This is a genomic window from Parasutterella excrementihominis YIT 11859, assembly GCF_000205025.1.
In the GTDB taxonomy this organism is placed as follows: domain Bacteria; phylum Pseudomonadota; class Gammaproteobacteria; order Burkholderiales; family Burkholderiaceae_F; genus Parasutterella; species Parasutterella excrementihominis.
Window position 1 is genome coordinate 1 of record NZ_GL883690.1, and the last position, 17,676, is coordinate 17,676.

General features: G+C 45.5%; 13 protein-coding genes. 6 read left to right on the forward strand and 7 right to left on the reverse strand.

Going from position 1 to position 17,676, the window contains the following annotated elements; all coding sequences use genetic code 11:
* Nucleotides 1-31: 31 nt before the first annotated feature.
* From HMPREF9439_RS12875 to HMPREF9439_RS03405, 3 genes are all read left to right on the forward strand, one after another.
* Nucleotides 32-5,356: an autotransporter outer membrane beta-barrel domain-containing protein gene (locus HMPREF9439_RS12875; protein ID WP_217176396.1), complete on the forward strand. Its 5,325-nt coding sequence runs from the start codon at nt 32-34 to the stop codon at nt 5,354-5,356.
* A gap of 258 nt (nt 5,357-5,614) precedes the next feature.
* Nucleotides 5,615-7,414: a C69 family dipeptidase gene (locus HMPREF9439_RS03400; protein ID WP_008863716.1), complete on the forward strand. Its 1,800-nt coding sequence runs from the start codon at nt 5,615-5,617 to the stop codon at nt 7,412-7,414.
* Between the two features lie 62 nt (nt 7,415-7,476).
* Entirely contained in the window at nt 7,477-8,271 is a 795-nt protein-coding gene (locus tag HMPREF9439_RS03405; RefSeq protein WP_244862376.1) for a uracil-DNA glycosylase family protein, read from the forward strand.
* Nucleotides 8,272-8,410: 139 nt separating this feature from the next.
* Here HMPREF9439_RS03405 and crcB read toward each other — a convergent pair whose 3' ends face one another.
* Complete coding sequence (gene crcB / locus HMPREF9439_RS03410; protein WP_008863718.1) at nt 8,411-8,764, reverse strand: fluoride efflux transporter CrcB; 354 nt, start codon at nt 8,762-8,764, stop codon at nt 8,411-8,413.
* A gap of 447 nt (nt 8,765-9,211) precedes the next feature.
* On the opposite strand from crcB, the gene HMPREF9439_RS03415 reads away from it, so the two are divergent.
* Entirely contained in the window at nt 9,212-10,462 is a 1,251-nt protein-coding gene (locus tag HMPREF9439_RS03415; RefSeq protein WP_008811946.1) for a dicarboxylate/amino acid:cation symporter, read from the forward strand.
* A 393-nt stretch (nt 10,463-10,855) separates the two neighbouring features.
* On the opposite strand, the gene HMPREF9439_RS03425 is transcribed toward HMPREF9439_RS03415, so the two are convergent.
* The 3 genes from HMPREF9439_RS03425 to HMPREF9439_RS03435 form a co-directional block, all read right to left on the reverse strand.
* Nucleotides 10,856-11,371, reverse strand: coding sequence for a peroxiredoxin (locus tag HMPREF9439_RS03425; RefSeq protein WP_008863720.1), 516 nt, complete (start codon nt 11,369-11,371; stop codon nt 10,856-10,858).
* 12 nt (nt 11,372-11,383) lie between these two features.
* Nucleotides 11,384-11,626 carry an AbrB/MazE/SpoVT family DNA-binding domain-containing protein gene (locus HMPREF9439_RS03430; protein ID WP_008811949.1) on the reverse strand — a complete coding sequence of 81 codons (243 nt, stop codon included), beginning with the start codon at nt 11,624-11,626 and terminating at the stop codon, nt 11,384-11,386.
* Between the two features lie 128 nt (nt 11,627-11,754).
* Nucleotides 11,755-12,696, reverse strand: coding sequence for a hypothetical protein (locus HMPREF9439_RS03435; RefSeq protein ID WP_008863721.1), 942 nt, complete (start codon nt 12,694-12,696; stop codon nt 11,755-11,757).
* A gap of 152 nt (nt 12,697-12,848) precedes the next feature.
* On the opposite strand from HMPREF9439_RS03435, the gene HMPREF9439_RS03440 reads away from it, so the two are divergent.
* Nucleotides 12,849-13,265, forward strand: a complete 417-nt coding sequence (locus HMPREF9439_RS03440; protein ID WP_008863722.1) for a deoxycytidylate deaminase — start codon at nt 12,849-12,851, stop codon at nt 13,263-13,265.
* Between the two features lie 192 nt (nt 13,266-13,457).
* On the opposite strand, the gene HMPREF9439_RS03445 is transcribed toward HMPREF9439_RS03440, so the two are convergent.
* The 3 genes from HMPREF9439_RS03445 to rng all read right to left on the reverse strand — a co-directional run bounded on the left by HMPREF9439_RS03445 (nt 13,458) and on the right by rng (nt 16,070).
* Nucleotides 13,458-13,832 (reverse strand): ribbon-helix-helix domain-containing protein, encoded by a 375-nt coding sequence (locus HMPREF9439_RS03445; protein WP_008863723.1) that lies wholly within the window; start codon nt 13,830-13,832, stop codon nt 13,458-13,460.
* Nucleotides 13,833-13,944: 112 nt separating this feature from the next.
* Complete coding sequence (locus HMPREF9439_RS03450; protein ID WP_008811953.1) at nt 13,945-14,610, reverse strand: HAD family hydrolase; 666 nt, start codon at nt 14,608-14,610, stop codon at nt 13,945-13,947.
* Nucleotides 14,610-16,070 carry a ribonuclease G gene (gene rng, locus HMPREF9439_RS03455; RefSeq protein ID WP_008811954.1) on the reverse strand — a complete coding sequence of 487 codons (1,461 nt, stop codon included), beginning with the start codon at nt 16,068-16,070 and terminating at the stop codon, nt 14,610-14,612. Before rng ends, HMPREF9439_RS03450 begins: the two co-directional genes overlap by 1 nt.
* A 129-nt stretch (nt 16,071-16,199) precedes the next feature.
* On the opposite strand from rng, the gene HMPREF9439_RS03460 reads away from it, so the two are divergent.
* Nucleotides 16,200-17,663, forward strand: a complete 1,464-nt coding sequence (locus HMPREF9439_RS03460; RefSeq protein WP_008811955.1) for a DUF2868 domain-containing protein — start codon at nt 16,200-16,202, stop codon at nt 17,661-17,663.
* Nucleotides 17,664-17,676: the final 13 nt, after the last annotated feature.

Sequence of the window (17,676 nt, forward strand, 5' to 3'; positions counted from 1 at the left end):
GTGCTTGACAACTGCAGGGGTTCCAGAGATTGTGTTTGTTCCCAAAATTACGGGGCATGGACATATTGAGAATCTCGGCGGCTACAACGTCTTAAGAAGTGCTGAGAGTACCTATACAGGCAAAACTGTGGTAACTGACGGTACTTTAATTCTTGCCGCTCCTACCGGGGCCGGCCAAAGTAATATCGAAGTTAACACCGAAGCAGGTAATACCACGAAAGGTCTTTATCTTCAGTTTCAATCCGATGCTGGTCCGATTGAAAACAAAATCTCCGGGGACGGAGTTATTCGGGTTGCGGGTGAGGTTTCGGTTAAAAGTTCCGACATTTCCGATTATCACGGTGAGTGGGATGTTTTAGGTAAATTGAAAACGGTCGATGGGTCCTTCACTACTTCCTCTCAATGGGGAACGGGAAATGTCAACATTGAGCCTCAGGGATCGGTGGTTGTGACCAATAACTCGAACGGTTCTTTATTTGTCTTTGACAATACCTTATCCGGATCGGGGACGCTTTTAGTGAATTTTTCTGGTTCCGAGAATGGTACAGATTTATATGCCCCTACTTTCAAGATCCAACAAGGTACGACTTCGGAGTTTACCGGCATGGTGGAGTTAGCGGGAGAAAAAAATAAGAAGGTCGTTTATATCCTTGATAGCGATGAGTTATCGACATCAGGAATCCGCGTTAGCGACAACTCAGTTCTCTCTGTCGGCAGGGATGATTCCTCTAAGGGAACTTTCACGTTGGGTAAGCTTGATATTGCGGGAGGAGAACTCAATATCGGTGACATTCAAACCGGCAGTCCGACTTCGAATAAGACGATCCGAGTTACAAAGAAATTGAACGCTGACGGTGAAGGAACTGTTCGAATTGATACTTCAGCCGGATTTATAAACGCTGTACCCACGACAGAAAGCAAGTTGGAAACACTGCCGCTTATGGAGCAAGATGACGGTTTGCAAAAAACCTCAATGATGTTGGTGAACGCGAAAGGGGCAGAAATTATCGGATCCGGCGGAGGTTTATCTTTGGTAGATCAAAACGGGAAAGTTCTCTCTAACGCATTGACCTCGAAAGTTATTCAAAACGGAGTTCATGTTGCCAACGCCGGCTATGACTGGAAACTGACGACAAGCGGATCGGAAGAAGAGGCGAGCGGTCTTTATCTCAACTACGGTCTGACTCAAGTTGAATTATTAGGTCAGGGGGATTCAGCGCTTATTTTGTATGCGACCCCCCGACTTCCAGAAAACTCCTTAGCCAATGACCTCAGTGCCAAAGTCGTTGGTAGCGGCGATCTTAAAATTTCTGCAGTCGGAGAGACCGTTTCCTTGTCTAATCCGGAGAACACCTATACCGGCGGAACTTTTGTAACGTCCGACAGTACGTTAAAACTTGGAGCTGATTCTGCTTTAGGTGCAACTAAGGAGGTCAATTTAGCAGAAAGAGCTATTTTGAATCTTAACGATCATTCCCAAGAAATTGGAAAATTAACAGTTGCCACAGATGCACAGGTTGATATGGCAGACTCGTCTCAATTGACGGTCAAAGAGGGAGGAACCGTCTCAGCCGGTGGATTAAAAGGATCGGGGAATTTAATTGTTCAAAGAGGAACGTTAGAGATTTCAGGTGCTAATGCTGATTTCCATGCATCAACTTCAATCAAACCGGATGCAGCGGTAGAAATCAATTCTGTCTTGGGACTCGGTGACAACGAAGTACAGGACAACGGTACACTGACGTTGAAAAACATTGAGAAACCATCTGACGGCGGAAATCCGCTTCATTATGAGACTTATCTCACCTACGATGAGTTTGCCAATACTCTTATCGGTTCAGGTAAGCTGAACGCAGAGAACAGTTCCTTTGCCCTTACAGGAAAAAATTCGGACTTTAACGGAACAATTGAAGTTGGTGCTGATTCTGATATTGCTGTTTTTAAGAACAGCGCCCTCGGTGAAGCGAAAATAGAAAATAGCGGAAAGTTGGATCTTTTGTTTGACGAAGAGTATTCCTATATCGACAATTTCCTCTCCGGCAATGGAACCACAGTAGTTCACGGATATGCGACGGTTTCTAATAATTCTGTCCAAAATAACAGCTATACGGGCGATTGGCTTGTTTTAGGCAAATTAAGCTCGGATAAAGGGGCTCACACCAGCCAGGAACTTTGGGGCAGCGGAAAGACCGAGTTGAATTGGGGAAATATTGAAATTTTTGTTTCCGACGATGGTTTTACTTATGACAATTCCTTAACTGGTCACGGAGCGTTATGGATTTATTCAGATCCAAACGCAAAAGGCATCAATCAAGAATTTAAGTTCGATAACAACCTTAAGAACAACCAAGACTTTATAGGTACTATGGTTTTGGACGGTAAGAACGGTGGCAATCTTTTTTACGTTTTAAATCATGAAGATAACTTAGGTTCGTTAGGTTTGGTTGTCAAAGGCGGTGCGGAATTAAAGACCGACGGAACTAGTGATCCAGCAACGCTTGAAAGTTTAATGATTTCCGGCGGATCGATTGATTTTGAAAAAGAAATTCAATTCAGCGATACCGAATCGTCGGCCCAGATTTTAATTGATGGCGACGTCCTAAGTGGTCTAGATGTAAGTTCAACTGGGACTGTTAAGGTAAAGATGGGCGATCAAATTACACTTCCTGAAATTCCTGATACAGAATCGAATAATGCAATTATGGAGCACGATGATTACATTGAGAAAGCTCCGAGGATTCCATTGATTCAATTGAAGGATGAAAATAAAAGTGTGGTTAATGGCTATGCCGGAGGAATTGAATTATTCGTAAACGGTCAGTCGGCTCTTTCACCGGATGAGGGAGGAAGCCTTTCAACCTCTGTTAAAACAGTTTCGATCTTACAAGGAAGTCTCAGGACTGAAGTTGCGAAAGGATTCTATGGTTTTCAGCTGTCGACACTCGACTCGTCCAAAGACTCCAACGGTCTCTATTTAACCTATGGGTTAAATGAGGTTCAGCTGCTGGGAAAAGATGATAATGCTCTGACGTTACTTCCATCGGAATCAACCGCCTCAGGGGGAAAGGATCTAAGGGCAAAAGTAACCGGAGACGGTGATCTACGAATTGACGCGCCTAATGACTATATCTCTTTGTCGAACCCCAATAACGACTATACGGGGAAAACATTTGTTGACCCTGATAGTACACTGAAATTATTAGCTGATTCGGCATTGGGAAGTACCTCGGAAGTTCTTTTGGAAGCAAACGCTACTCTGGATCTGGCAAATACCTCTCAGACTGTCGGGCGCCTGAACGCCGGAGAGAATGCAAAAGTTCATTTCGGTGAACCGAAGGAATCCGATGACCGTCTTGATCAAAAGCCTTCTCAATTAACCATTCGCGAAGGCGGTCAGATCGTGTCTGCAGATACCTTAACGGGAAGCGGGACATTGACAGTGGAAAGCGGAACTCTGGATATTGAAGCCTCAAACCCAAATCTTCATACGAATAATGTTCTGTTTACGGAAGCCAAAGTTAACATGAAGTCTTCTTCTGGTCTGGGAGACGGGACGATTGAGCTTGATGGTGAATTAAATTTGAATGGTGTCAATGACGGTCCTATTCAAAATCAGTTGTCAGGAATGGGGCGATTGAACCTGTTCAGCAGTGATTTAGCCCTCACGGCGGATAACAGCGGCTTCGAAGGCGATATTCAAATCGACCCTCAGTCTGAACTTACTGTGTCCAACGCCTCGAATCTGGGTAAAGCGGCCGCTTCGAATAACGGTTATCTAATCATCAACAATTCGGACGACTGGACATTATCGAACGATATTACCGGAAGCGGCTCCGTGCGTAAGGAAGGGCATGGAACACTCTCGATTATCAATGACACACTTTGGAACGGAAAAACAGAAATCAACGAAGGGGAGTTGCACCTGGGCACGCCGAATTCTGTCGTGACTAGCAATAGCAGTTCTGTTGTAATCGGCCAGAATGGAACTTTAAGCGGATTTGCTGTCTTAAAAGGAGACTTAGTTCATGCCGGAACATTGAATATCGGTACACAGGACAGTGAGCCTTCCGTTTTTTTAGTGGAAGGAAATTATATCGGTAACAACGGCTTAGTTAATTTTAAGGGATATTTAGAAGGTGATTCTTCCCCAGTGGATAAACTCATTGTCAGAGGAAGTACGTCAGGGACATCCAGAGTGGTTGTCACAAATATGGGGGCAATGGGCGGAAGGACATCGAAAGGCATTGAACTTATTCATGTCGATGGACAGTCAGACGGTACTTTTATCCAGGAAGGGCGAATAGTCGCCGGCGCATTTGAATATCGTTTAGTACGCGGAGAAGGTGCGAATTCAAATCATTGGTACCTGAAAACTGAAGACGATCAGGTTCGTCCGGAGATAGGTTCTTATATTGCAAATGAAGAAACCGTACAAACATCCTTTGTAACGCGACAGCTGGACAGAGGCGGTAAGACTGAATATACGGACTTCTTCACAGGAGAGAAAAAATCTACAAGTCTGTGGTTAAGACAAGCAGGTCGATATAACTCTTGGCAAGATTCCTCGGGAAATACCAAAACTCGCTCTAACCGATATATTTCCCAGATCGGAGGAGATATAGCAGCATGGACGGATGCTGAAAACCAACAAGCGTTGCACTTAGGATTGATGGCCGGTTATGCCCACTCCAGAGCGATTTCTCATTCGGTGGTGAATGGTCAGCGTTCCATTGGTAAAACTGACGGTTATGGACTGGGAATGTATGCAACTTGGTTTGAGGATGAAATTAATCAACAGGGTGCTTATGTCGATGCCTGGTTCAATTACAGCTGGTTTAAGAGCTCCGTGAATGGCAATGACAATCCGAAAGAAAAATATAGATCTAGAGGTTTAACCGGATCGCTGGAAGCCGGTTATACACAAAAACTTGGCTCTAATAACTATGGCGACTGGTATGTCCAGCCTCAGGCTCAAGTGATCTGGATGGGCGTAACCACCCCGAATAGGACAGAGAAAAACGGAACTCACGTTCGGTTTAACGGTCACGGCAACATTCAAAGCCGAATAGGTACTCGATTCTATATCCAGGGCAGAGTGCCCGGTTCTGATCAAGGAGTCGGAAGTTTTCAGCTCTACACTGACGTGAATTGGATTCATAACACTCGCAAGTTTGGGGTGACGATGAACCAAGACGGATTTACTCAGGCGGGTGCTTCCAACTTGGCTGAATTGAAATTCGGCGGCGAAAGAAAAGTCGGAAAGAACCTCCACTTATGGGGCAACGTGGGTTCAAGATTTGGCTCTCACGACTATCGAGAATTGTCGGCAACTATTGGAGCGAAGTTCGTTTTCTAACATTTTGTTTCATAGGTGAGCTTTAACAACATAAGACGAAGGAAGTAATAAAGCCTTCGTCTTTTGCTTTGTTCATTGTGCGGCTAAGAGAACTTTTGAGACGAATGGTGTAAATAAAACTCTTTCTATTCTCTTATTACCCTATCGGAAACCCTGATTAAGTTAAGGCTTATTTCTCGCTATACTTATTCAAACAGGGTATTCCGTGCGAATATAGAAACATAAAAAATCACCAAAATTATCTTCAAGGAGATCGGTATGAATTTAAGACTAACCGCTCTATCCGCACTCGTTGGCATCTCACTTGCCGCTTTTGCACTCCCCTCTAATGCATGCTTTACTGTAATTGTCGGAAAGAAAGTTTCTTCAACTGGTGAAATTCTTGTTGGTCATAATGAAGACAATGAAATGCGCATTATCACCAGTCAGTATTGGGTCGATCCGGCAATGCATGAAGACGGAGAGCTCATCGAATTTGAGCCCGCTGCCGCCAAAATTCCTCAAGTCAAAAAGACACTGGGATTTTGGTGGTCGCAGACTTTGGCGCCTACCGGCTATTCATTCTCCGATGGCTTCGTGAATGAGAAAGGTGTTGTAGTTGTCTCCAACAACTGCAACCAGACCATTGAAAAAGGCGAAAAGATCAACGAAGGCGGCATCGGTTACGGGATTCGCCGTTTAATTGCTGAAAGAGCAGTTTCGGCAAGAGATGGAGTGAACCTGGCTATCGATCTCGTAAAGAAGTATGGCTATTTTCAAGAAGGTCGGACATATACCATTGCAGACGCTAATGAAGCTTGGCAGCTCGTGCTTTTGCGCGGCAGCCGATACGTCGCTCGTAAAGTTCAGGATGACGAAATTGCCTTCCTGGCCAATGCAATCAACATTACGAATATTGATCTGAAAGACACTGCAAATGTAATTGCTTCTCCGGATTTAATTGAGAACGCTATAAAGAAGGGTACTTATAAACCAAAAGATCCGAAGAATTTCTCTGACTTTAATCTGAGAAAAGCCTATCAACTTGACGAAAGAACCTCAGCAGATTGGACCAAAGAGCGTGTTCGCGTCCTTCTCAATTACCTTACAGGCAAGGACTTTAAAGATGAGCATGCTTTCCCGATGTCTATGAAACTGAAGAATAAAGTTTCAGCGGAACAAGTTCGTCAAATGATCAGCGGACACAGCAAACATGAAGTCAGGGACTCCGGCTGGTATCACCAAGGGATGAACGACATTTGTAATATCGGTACTTATGACAGTGTCGTTTATGTTCTGCGTCCGAATCCTCTATTTACACTCGCTTGGAGAACCAACGGGAGACCATCTCAGCAGTTTTCTTATCCGCAGTATCCGCTTGCCGGAACTGCGATCGGGCAGAATTTCATGGATCCCAAGACTGCAACTACGGCTCAGTTTCACGCAACGCCGGAGCAATTGTCTTATCGCGCAGATCGTCCACTCTATACGTTCTTGACCATGCAGAATTTCTTAGATTGGCAGCATCAGGATTATCCGATTTTTGCCAAGAATAAGAGGGCTTTTGAAAAACAGGCAGCGGCTGAAGTTCAGAAGGCTGATAAGGAAGCTAGAATGCTTTATCGGGTAGATCCGGGCAAAGCTAAAGCTTTCCTGCACGAATTTAATAATTATTCTTTCCACAATGTGCTTCACGCCACGGAACAAGAACTTCACGAGCTTCATCATCTTCCGATTATCATCAACAGCAAGGAGCTGAGTCAAAGTTCTGACGGTACATTTACAGTCACAGCGCTTTCTACTCCTCAAGTACACATGACAAGGGTTGATAAGGAAGCAACACGTTTCGGATCTCCGTTCTCTAATGCTGATTTGGAGGTTAACCGCAAAATGCCGAAACCTCTCAAGGTTGAGTTTATGGATGTGAATAAAGATGGTCTGAAAGATGCGGTCTTTACCTTCCCGATCAAGACAGCGGTGGCTTTCACAGTTCCAGATGTCGATACTGAACTATATCTCTGGACGAAGGTCGGTAAGAAACAGCTGGCAGGCTACGATATCGTCAAAATCAAAAAATAAACCTAAAAGTTAAATATACAACTGATCCGGGAGCGGCAAAAGGCTGTTTCCGGATCCTTTTAGTGTCTCTGTCCATGAAAAACCATAGTTTGTTTGAAAAATACCGCTCTGTTATTGTTTCCTTTAGAGATGTGAAAGACAGGAAGAATCTTCTCTTGGAAGATTCCGGAGAAGAAAGGATCTATTACGCGCCGTTTGATTATGTAAATCCAGAAGCTCGTTTATTCATTGTCGGCATTACGCCGGGTGAGATCCAGATGAATAACATGCTGGTTGAAGCAGCTCGATTAATTCATCAAGGCTTGTCCGACGATGAGGTTCTGAGGCGATGCAAAGCGGTGGGAAGCTTCAGTGGGCCGATGCGCAAGAATCTCGTTGAATTAATGGACGAGGCCGGAATTGCAGAGTTTCTGGATGTTGAAACTACAGCGCAGTTATTTTCAAATAAGCAGGAGTTAGTGAATCTGACATCGTGTATTCGTTATCCGACCTTTGCGGTCAAAAACGGCAAGGAGTCGAATTTCAACGCAGAAATTAAGCAGGGCACTGAATTATTTGAATTTGCGTCAACGCTGACATTAGAAGAGTTGAGCAAAGCACCCAACGCAGTGCTGCTTCCGTTAGGACCAAAAGTTCAGCATTATTTAGAAAAGGTCGTGAAAGGCACGCAGTTCGAGAATCGTCTTTTGCCGGAACTCCCTCATCCCTCAGGTGCAAACGCAGAAAGAATCGCTTATTTCTTGGGCAGAAAAAACAAAGAAACGCTCAGCAGCAGAACAAATCCTGAAAAATTAGATAACTCTAAGAAAAATATAAAGAAAATCTTGAGGTCTTTGAAAACAAAAGGCTCGAAATAACTAAAAAAATACAGCGAAAAAAGGTCGGAGAGCCTGAATATCAGGCTTTCCCGCTAAAAACGAATGAAAATGAGACGCGTTTTAAAGCCTCAAAGTCATTTTTAGTGAACGTTTGTCTGAGAGGTTGCCCGAAAACGCGTCAGCAATTCTTCGCCAAAAATGCACCTAAAGCAACGGCGAGGAGGCCGCCTAAAAAACTGGCCAAAACATAGAAGGCTGCTTGTCCGATGTGATTGTCTAAAACCATGGCATAGACTTCAACGGAAAAAGTACTGAAAGTCGTAAAGCCGCCGCAGAAACCGGCGGTTAGCCCGAAACGAAGGTCCGGCGGAACCTCAGGGCGATCCAAAAAGAAGAATGTTAAAAAGCTGAGAATAAAGCTGCCGACGATATTGATAAAAACGGTGGCGAACGGAAGAAAGCCGAAGGAACTAATCAGAAAGCGCAGTAAAGAGCCAAGACCGCCGCCGATCATCACGGAAAGATAAATCATTTTTTGCTGAAATCCTTTTCAAAGTCATCGAACAACAAAATTTTATTCTCCGAGCCACTTGGCTAAGACAGATCAAAGTGAAATTAAGAAAAGGGCTACAGAAAATCTGCGAAATTGTAACTTAACTAATTGAATAAAAACTACAAAAATATTTTATTCAACATAACTATTATTATGTTGAGTTGAATTTGGAGGTTTTTAGTCTGTTTTTTAATTATTGTTTGAACGATTTGGCACTGTCTGAACTCGTTTTTTCATGTTTTGAAATTTTAGATACCTCTACTTATTCTTTTCTACCACCGTTATTCATAACTTATTAGTAGAAACGCAAAATTTTTTGTCTGTAACTATTTATTTCCGTCGGGTTTTAGCCTATGATCAGAGTCAGGGTTATGGGGGATTCTCTCTTGTCGCCCACAATGCCAATCCTTTGGAGGTAAAGATTCTATGTCAACTAAGAAAAACTTTTGGATAGGACTGCCCATGCAGATGATGTATGGCTTGGTCCTAGGCGTGATCGTAGGTACGATGGTATCTTCCGAATTCGGTGCCACCTACCTGCAGCCGCTTGGCCAGCTGTTCATTCGTTTGATCCGCATGGTCGTAGTACCGTTGGTTGTTGCGACTTTGATTGCAGGCTCAGCCGGCTTGGGTGATGCCAGCAAAATCGGCAAGATCGCTGTTAAAACAATTCTCTTCTTCGCAATTACGACGGCTATTGCAGTTACGATCGGTCTGATCGTTGCTAACTTCATGGAACCGGGTACCGGTTTAACGATTTCCGTCGAAGGTCTGAAGGCTAAAGCAGCTGCTGCGCCTCCCCTTTCTAAGGTCCTTCTTGAGATCGTCCCGATTAACCCGATCGAAGCTTTTGCCAAAGGCAACATGCTTCAGGTTATCTTCTTCTCCATCTTCTTCGGTTTCTGCCTCTCGCTTATGGGCGATTCCGTACGCATGGTGACAGACTTCTTCCAGAAAGTCGGCGACGTCATGATTCGGATGACCAACTATGTCATGCTTTACGCTCCGATCGGTGTGTTTGGCTTGATCGCTTACACGGTTACACGTCATGGGTTGGCTGTTCTGCTTCCGCTGGGCAAGCTCATTCTTACCGCTTTCATCGCAACGCTTATCTTCGTCTGCATTACCTATCTGCCGATCATCAAACTTATCGGCATGAAGATTTCCGATTACCTCAAAGGCGCTTTCGAACCCTGGCTTATCGCTTTCACAACTTGCTCTTCTGCCGCAGCCTTGGCTGTCAACCTTGAAGCTTCCCGCAAGATGGGTGCCTCTAAAGCTATTGCTTCTTTCGCAATTCCTCTGGGCAACACCATCAACATGAACGGTACCTCCATCTACATGGGCGTAACCGCTGTGTTCGCTGCCGAAGTTTTCGGTATTGACCTTACTCTGGCTCAGCAGTTCCAGATCGTTTTGATGGGCGTTCTGGCTGCCGTCGGTACAGCCGGTGTTCCAGGTGCCGGCCTGATTATGACAACTCTGGTCTTTACAGAAGTCGGTATTCCTCTTGAAGCCGTTGCTCTGATTGCCGGTATCGACCGTATCCTTGATATGATCCGTACATCTGTCAACGTCCTCGGCGACAGCTTAACCGCGCTAGTGGTTTCTAAGTCCGAAGGTGTTCTCGGCACAGAACTGATGGATCAGGACACAGTTGTTAAAGAACAACTTTAATAAATAAAAAGTAAGAGATTGGCAAGGTAAAGCCGGGCGAAAGCCCGGCTTTTTCGTGGCTAAAATAGGTTTTAGCCGGCTAACTAATCGCGGCATTTTGTTATGCTTATGGACAACTAATATCCAACGAAGACGAAGATGTTTCCTAGCTTTTGGGCACAATTTCACGATTTTTTTGAAACCGCGCTTTATTGGTTTGCCAGTACGTTTAATCTCACGGCTGAGTTTGCCAAGATAAGAGGCGGTTTGGATGAATTTTTTTGGGCCATAGAAAGTATCTTCGAGGGTTTATTTCACTACATCCCTTCACTTTTATCCGGAGGATTCCTCGGCTACTAATAAAATAAAAGTGCCCTCTTAAGGACGCTTTTACAGCTTAACTTGTTCTTTCTATTAAGAAATTCCGAGAGCTTTCTCTAAATCGGCAACGCTGGTTTTGGCTTTTACGTCTCTGAATTCAGCTGTCAAAATACCGTTTTCATCGATCACAAAAGTGCTGCGGACAATGCCGAGGTACTTTCTGCCGTACATCGATTTCAACTTAAGAACCCCGTAGAGTTTGGAAACTTCAGAGTCAGCGTCGCTCAGCAGCGGGAATTTGAGCCCCTGTTTGTTTCTGAAATTGGTGTGGCTCTTTATGCTGTCTCTAGATACTCCGATGACCACATATCCGGCTTTTTCAAATTTATCTAAAGCGGCCTGGAAGTTCACGGCCTGCATGGTGCAGCCGGAGGTATTGTCCTTCGGGTAAAAATAAAGAACGACTTTTTTGCCTCGAAGATCGGAAAGTCTAGCCTTTCCGCCTAAGTCGCTTTCTAATTCAAAATCAGGAGCGGGTTCGCCGACAACAGCTTTGCATTCGTCTTCGCTAGGAGCCACAGGCTCGCTCTTTCCTGTCAAATGACACATTCTTATACTCCGTTAATCAGTTGCAAACTGCATTGTAGGAATTCGCAATGGTTTTGTTAAGCCTGTGGCTGCTTTGGGCTGGTCTTTTTGAATTGAATTTTGTTTTTTAACAACGAGACGAATACTGTCGCCGTCTTTCACAAAAGAAATTAAATCGCCTACGCCGGCACCGAGTTTACGAAGAATTTCTTCGGGGATACGCACGGCACCGAATTCATTGACATCTGCCGTGTCTGTCACAGAGGGATGGATCATTGTTAATTAGCAAATTAAGAATCACCAGTCTATTGCTGGCATTCTATTCACTTAAGCGCAAGTCAGATGGTTATCCCCTTCAAATTGGGCCTAAAAAATCCCGCCGGAGCGGGATGAGATACTTGGTCTTATTCGGGTCGTTTTTCCGGACCGTGTGTTTGTTCGGGAGGCACCGGAATGATGGTAGCGGCAGGTTCTACTTTCTCTTCTTTCTTGGCGCCGAAACCGAAACGGCTGGGTTTCGGAGCTTCAGCTTGAGCAGCAGGTTCAGCTTTCGGAGCTTTTTCCGGTTCCTTCTTAACGGGCCTTGCAGCGGCATCAATCGGTTTGCGGAAAGCATTGAAGAAAAGAAGCAGGCTTAAAAGGGCCGCCAAACTGCACATGGAAATCACAAGGTACCACTGCGGGAAAGCGAATTTAATGTTGAAAATGACAAGAGGCGTGTTGGCAGGCAGGAAGAAGTAGATCGATCCGCCTAAAGCCGACCAGAAAATCAGGTTGAAACCGAACACCCAGCGGGATGCAGGCCCTCTTCCTTTGACGCAGCAAATCGAGAAACCGAGCAGGAAAAGAATGACGGTAATCAGAGCATTTTCAACCTGGAGGAATCCAGACCAACCGGTGCTGAAAGGAAGGTAATGCGTTTCTTCTTTGGCTTTCGGTTCGTCAGCCAGCTTACTTTCAGTCGGAACCGGAGAGGGAGCCGCAGTGGTCACTGCAGGAACTGTCGGTTCAGTGGCCGAAGATAAGGAAGAAGAATTTGGCGAGACATTCAGCTCAGTCTTAGCGCTCTCTTGTTCGGTTCTTTCTTCTGTTTTGACAAGGCCGTCATCAGGTTTTTCGTAAAAGGCAGCGTTTTTGGCTTGTTCTTTTACAACGGGATCATCGATGTGATCACTCTTTTTCTGGAAAATAGAAAGCTTGTTGGTGTTGACAGCAACTTTCTTTTGAACCGCAACAATCATGTTGTCCGGTTCAAAGACGCTCTCGCCTCGGACGTAAAGGTAATAGCCGAAGAAAGCGTGCATAAACATTGCGATAAAGCAGATAAGCGCCAATATGATACGCATAAGAAAACCTCTCGTTACAATGTGTAAAGATTAGCACACTGCCAACCTTGTAAAACCTTCAATCTCCCGAACCGACCGTAGTTTGCTGATTTTTGCGAAAATGAGGTATAAAACTAAAATCTTGAAAGTTATGTTTCCGGCAGGAAAATAAGATGGATATCAAAAAAGACAATGAAATGTATATGACGATTGCGCAGATTGCTGCGCAGAGAAGTTATGCCAAGCGCTTAAAAGTAGGCTGCATCATTGTCAAAAACCATTCAATTATTTCTTTCGGCTGGAACGGAATGCCGACCGGATACGACAACTGCTGCGAATATGAAGTTGACGGGAAACTCGTCACTCGTCCCGAGGTTCAGCATGCCGAGCTAAACGCCATCGCAAAACTTGCACAGAACGGATACAGCTCCAATGGCGCCAAAATTTTTATTACGCACTCCCCTTGTATTCACTGCTCTCTATTAATACAGAAGTGCGGAATTAACGAAGTTTATTATCACGAGAACTATCGTGATGATGCAGGGATTCAGTTCTTAAAGAAAGCCGGCATTAAAGTCGAACAGCTCTGATTTTTCCGCACATTTCACTCAAGTTCGTAGCTTTCGGATTCTATCTAAGAGCTCCGAAAGCACAAAAAAGAAAAACCTGCCGACCTTTCGGTCTGACAAGTTTTGCCAAGGAAGTCGCACCTTATCCCATTCCATCTGAACGGGCCTCGGTCAACCCGGCACCTAATCTCGGTGCCGGTACCTCAATTTCAATTACTTATCTAATTTCTTCTTCAAAGCATCCAACCCGCAGTTCATCATGTCATTGAACTGGCCGGCTGTGATACCGGAATACTTTTCTTTAGTCTTCTGAACGGCGTCGGCAATGATTTCACGAATTTCGCCTTCGGTCAGGCTGGAATATTTTTCCTTAGTGCGCTGAACAGCGGCATTGATCATGTCACTGATTTCGCCTTCAGTAACGTCACTTTCTTTATCCAGAGCGCGCGGATCTTTAACGAACTTACCAACGGCGTTTTCAACCAAGTTGGACAAGCCTTCAACGCCCTGTCCGCTCTTAGCGAGATAGGCCATTACGGCATCATTAAGTTCATCCGATACTGTTACGCTCCATTCAGCTTTTCCCATTTCGATCACCTTTTAAGTTATTGGACCGGAGTCACTTCCGACCTGTCGATGGTTAGACTATAAGGGAAATCACGAATAAGCAGACAATATCTGCCCCATTTAGAGTCGTTTGTTAAGAAAGATACTTTTCCAGCCCGAGAATCGCTGCCAGCTGAGGAACGTTATCTGCCACACCTAGTGAGGCGGTTTCCAGTAATCGCTCTTTCGGACTTGCGCCGTAACTTACTGCTACCGAGTCCGATCCTGCATTCGTTGCCATCTGCATATCTAATACTGCGTCGCCGACCATCACTATGTCTTTGGTCTCAAGTCCGGATTCATCCGCAATGGCTAAAAGCATTCCGGGATTCGGCTTAGAGAAATTCGTGTCGGCGGTTTGGACACATTCAAATAAATGCTCAATCCCGGTGGCGTTAAAAACTCGTTTCATCCCTTCTCGGCTCTTTCCGGTCGCGATGGCCAGACGCTTGCCGTCTTTGTGCATGTTCTCCAGCAGTTGTCTGAAGCCCGGAACCAATTCCAGCTGAGCTTCCTTTTTAGCGTACCAGTCCATGTAGGCTTGGATGAATTCGGAATAGCGGCCTTTCGGACAGTCGCAGCAGCAAAGAGCAATGGAATCAGAACGATTAAGTCCGATAGTTGAAAGTACCAGCTCGTCCGAAGGTACTGGATAACCCAATGCTTTCGAGGCATGCTGGTATCCCTGCATGATGAGGCGGGTTGTATCCATTAATGTTCCGTCCCAATCAAAGACATACATTTCGTAAGATTTAGCCATTAGAGCACCAGCACGTCGTATTGTTCTTGGTTGTATTCCGTCTCGACCGACAAAGTGATCGGTTTTTGGATGGAATCACCGACGAGGGCCAGAGCCTCGCTTTCTTCGTCTAAGAAGAGGTCGATGACGGATTGAGAAGCCAGAATTCGAAATTCTTTAGCATCTTTAAACTGATGGTATTCGCGCACGACTTCACGAAGAATTTCATAGCAAACTGTGCGCGCCGTCTTGATTTCTCCTCTGCCGCCGCAAGTCGGGCAGGTTTCGCAAAGCGTGTGCGCCAAGGATTCTCGTGTACGTTTGCGTGTGATCTGAACAAGGCCTAAAGAAGTGAATTCAGAAATCGAAATGCGATTGCGGTCTCTTGCAACGGCCTTTCTTAGTTCGGTTAAAACGCCCTGCTCATGTTCTTTGGAGTCCATGTCGATAAAGTCGACTATGATGATTCCGCCTAAGTTGCGTAAGCGGAGCTGACGAGCGATGGCCTGAGAAGCTTCCAGGTTCGTTTTGTAAATCGTGTCCGAGAAATCTCTTCTGCCTACAAAAGCGCCCGTGTTGACGTCAATAGTCGTCATGGCTTCAGTCTGATCAATAATCAGATAACCGCCGGATTTCAAATCGACACGGCGGCTGAGCGAAGCTTCGATTTCTTTTTCGAGATTGTATTGATCAAAAAGCGGACGCTCGCTGTTATATAACTCAAGCAGTTCAACGGCTTCAGGTACGAATTTTTTTCCGAATCTCTGAAGTTCTTCAAAGACTTCCGGATTATCAACGATGATTTTTCCAGTCTGCTCCGTCACGATATCTCTCAGCACTCGCTGCGAGATAGAGACATCTGAGTAAAGCAGGCAGGGCGCGCCGGCGATATGCGTTTTAGCTTCAATGTCGAGCCAAAGTTTTTCCAGATACTTCATGTCGTTGACGAAGTCTTCCGGCTTGGCATCTTCACCGCTGGTACGAACGATAAAACCGCCCTTCGGAATGCCCTGTTCTTCCGTTAACTTGGCAACGGCTTCCTTTAAACGTTCACGTTCGGCCTCATCTTCGATTTTTTGGCTGACGCCGATGTGAGAAGTGTAAGGAAGGTAAACCAACAGCCGACCGGCTAAACTGATTTCGGTGGTGAGTCGAGCGCCTTTTGTACCGATCGGATCTTTGGCGACCTGGACGAGAACCACTTGGCCGTCGTGAAGAAGCCGCTCGATCGGAAGCGTTCCGCCGTTTTCCTGGTGGGCTTGGCGCATATCACTGACATGCAGAAACGCGGCTCTCGGGAGTCCGATTTCAACGAAGGCGGACTGCATGCCGGGAAGCACTTTTCCGACCACGCCTAAATATATATTGCCGATTAAAGAGACATCCGCATTTCTTTCAATGCGGAGCTCCTGTAAGACGCCGTCTTCTAAGACTGCTACTCGCGTCTCGTGGACGGCATTGTTAATTAATATTTCCTGCATTATTTGTCCTTATTCTTTGTTTCTGAAATTTTAATCTCTCTAGCTGCCGAGACCTAAAATCGTGACCTGATTCGCACGCAGGAGCCGTCCTGTTGGATAATGTAATTTGTTGAAGAAGACAAGAAAGTAATGGCATTTTTTAATTTTGGCAGTCGGACCGATCTTTCCTCGCCGTTTACGGAGGAACAGGCGCGCCTGCTGACTTGGACGAAAGTTCTGGAAGAGGAAGCGGTAAAGCGCCGGAAGATCACCATTTCAGAGCTCAAGGAAGTTACGGCTCGCTGCGCACGCGAAGTCGGGGAACAGGCTGACTTTAAAAAACTTCTTCTGACCCGTGCAGAAGGTGTTCTGGATTTACTCAGATCGAAAAGTGCCGTTTCTTTGAAGAAGCCTCAAGGCATTCCCTATCTATTGATCGGTTCTGTTTTTGCAGTTTTGGCCTTTGTCGGCGGCGTTTTGACTAACGAATTTTCTGTCACGAATAATCGAATCAACCTGCTTTCGCCTCCTCTTTTAGGTGTTATTGCATGGAATCTCATCGTTTACTGCTGGATTGCAATTGCCGTTTTGTTTAACCGCGGAAAATCTCCGGTCGGCCTCATTCGCCGCTTTTTTGCCGGAGCGCTTTTAAAACTTCAGACTCGCGGAAGTCACGGCCAGCAGGCGCTAATTACTTTTTACTCTAAATGGACAGAAGCGGAGATGCCGCTGCTGCGCGGCCGCATTGCAGAAATTCTTCACTTTTCTGCCGCCCTTTTCGGCTTGGGACTCATTGCCTCTATCGGTATCCACGGCTGGGGCACGGAATATACCGTCGGATGGGAAAGCACTTGGCTTTCCGATAAGCCCTCTGCAGTGCTGACCTTTATCAACCTGTTTTACGGAATGATTCCGGTGAATTCAGATCTATTTAATCAGCTGACGCCGCAGGTCATTGAGTCGATGAATTTCGGATCCGGTCACGGACAAAATGCCGCACCCTGGCTGCTCCAGCTTTTTTACATTATTTCCTTGGTCGTTGTGGTGCCTCGAATCCTCTTAGGGCTTTATGCTTTAGCAAAGACCCAATATATCGAGAATCACTTCCCGGTTGATCTTGAGTCGGTTTATTACTCTAATATTCTCCGTCAATGGAGAGGACAAACTATGTTGATTCAAATTATTCCGTTTTCTTATCCTTTAACGGAAAAGGTAAAGGACGGAATTCAGAAATTTGCTTCCGAGCTGCATCCGGAAAATTCCCGCTGTATCTTCTCTGCCGCTCAGCATGAAGACACCAAGCTTCCGGAGATTCCTGCCGGTGAGCAAACGGAAGTCGTGGCCGTTTTTGCAATGACCTCTACACCGGAGACCGAAGTCCAAGGCCGTTTTATTGCTGAGCTCAAGGAAAAGGCCCAGGCTTCGAAAGCCCTCTTACGTATCGTTGTTGATACCTCAGGCTTCTTAGCCCGTTTTGCCAATACGCCCCAACGAATTGCAGAGCGTAAAAAGAATTGGTCGAACTTCCTCACACCGTACGGCGTCAGTTTTGCCTTTGTGAATCTGACCGATGCAGATTCGAAGGACGCAGCCGCGCAGTTCGAACAAGCTTGATAAGGATAAGTCA

Excerpts from the sequence above, each read along its gene's own strand:
- HMPREF9439_RS03400 (WP_008863716.1), top strand. The coding sequence starts at position 5,615 with ATGAATTTAAGACTAACCGCTCTATCCGCACTCGTTGGCATCTCACTT.
- crcB (WP_008863718.1), bottom strand. The coding sequence starts at position 8,764 with ATGATTTATCTTTCCGTGATGATCGGCGGCGGTCTTGGCTCTTTACTG.
- HMPREF9439_RS03415 (WP_008811946.1), top strand. The coding sequence starts at position 9,212 with ATGTCAACTAAGAAAAACTTTTGGATAGGACTGCCCATGCAGATGATG.
- HMPREF9439_RS03425 (WP_008863720.1), bottom strand. The coding sequence starts at position 11,371 with ATGTGTCATTTGACAGGAAAGAGCGAGCCTGTGGCTCCTAGCGAAGAC.
- HMPREF9439_RS03430 (WP_008811949.1), bottom strand. The coding sequence starts at position 11,626 with ATGATCCATCCCTCTGTGACAGACACGGCAGATGTCAATGAATTCGGT.
- HMPREF9439_RS03435 (WP_008863721.1), bottom strand. The coding sequence starts at position 12,696 with ATGCGTATCATATTGGCGCTTATCTGCTTTATCGCAATGTTTATGCAC.
- HMPREF9439_RS03440 (WP_008863722.1), top strand. The coding sequence starts at position 12,849 with ATGGATATCAAAAAAGACAATGAAATGTATATGACGATTGCGCAGATT.
- HMPREF9439_RS03445 (WP_008863723.1), bottom strand. The coding sequence starts at position 13,832 with ATGGGAAAAGCTGAATGGAGCGTAACAGTATCGGATGAACTTAATGAT.
- HMPREF9439_RS03450 (WP_008811953.1), bottom strand. The coding sequence starts at position 14,610 with ATGGCTAAATCTTACGAAATGTATGTCTTTGATTGGGACGGAACATTA.
- rng (WP_008811954.1), bottom strand. The coding sequence starts at position 16,070 with ATGCAGGAAATATTAATTAACAATGCCGTCCACGAGACGCGAGTAGCA.
- HMPREF9439_RS03460 (WP_008811955.1), top strand. The coding sequence starts at position 16,200 with ATGGCATTTTTTAATTTTGGCAGTCGGACCGATCTTTCCTCGCCGTTT.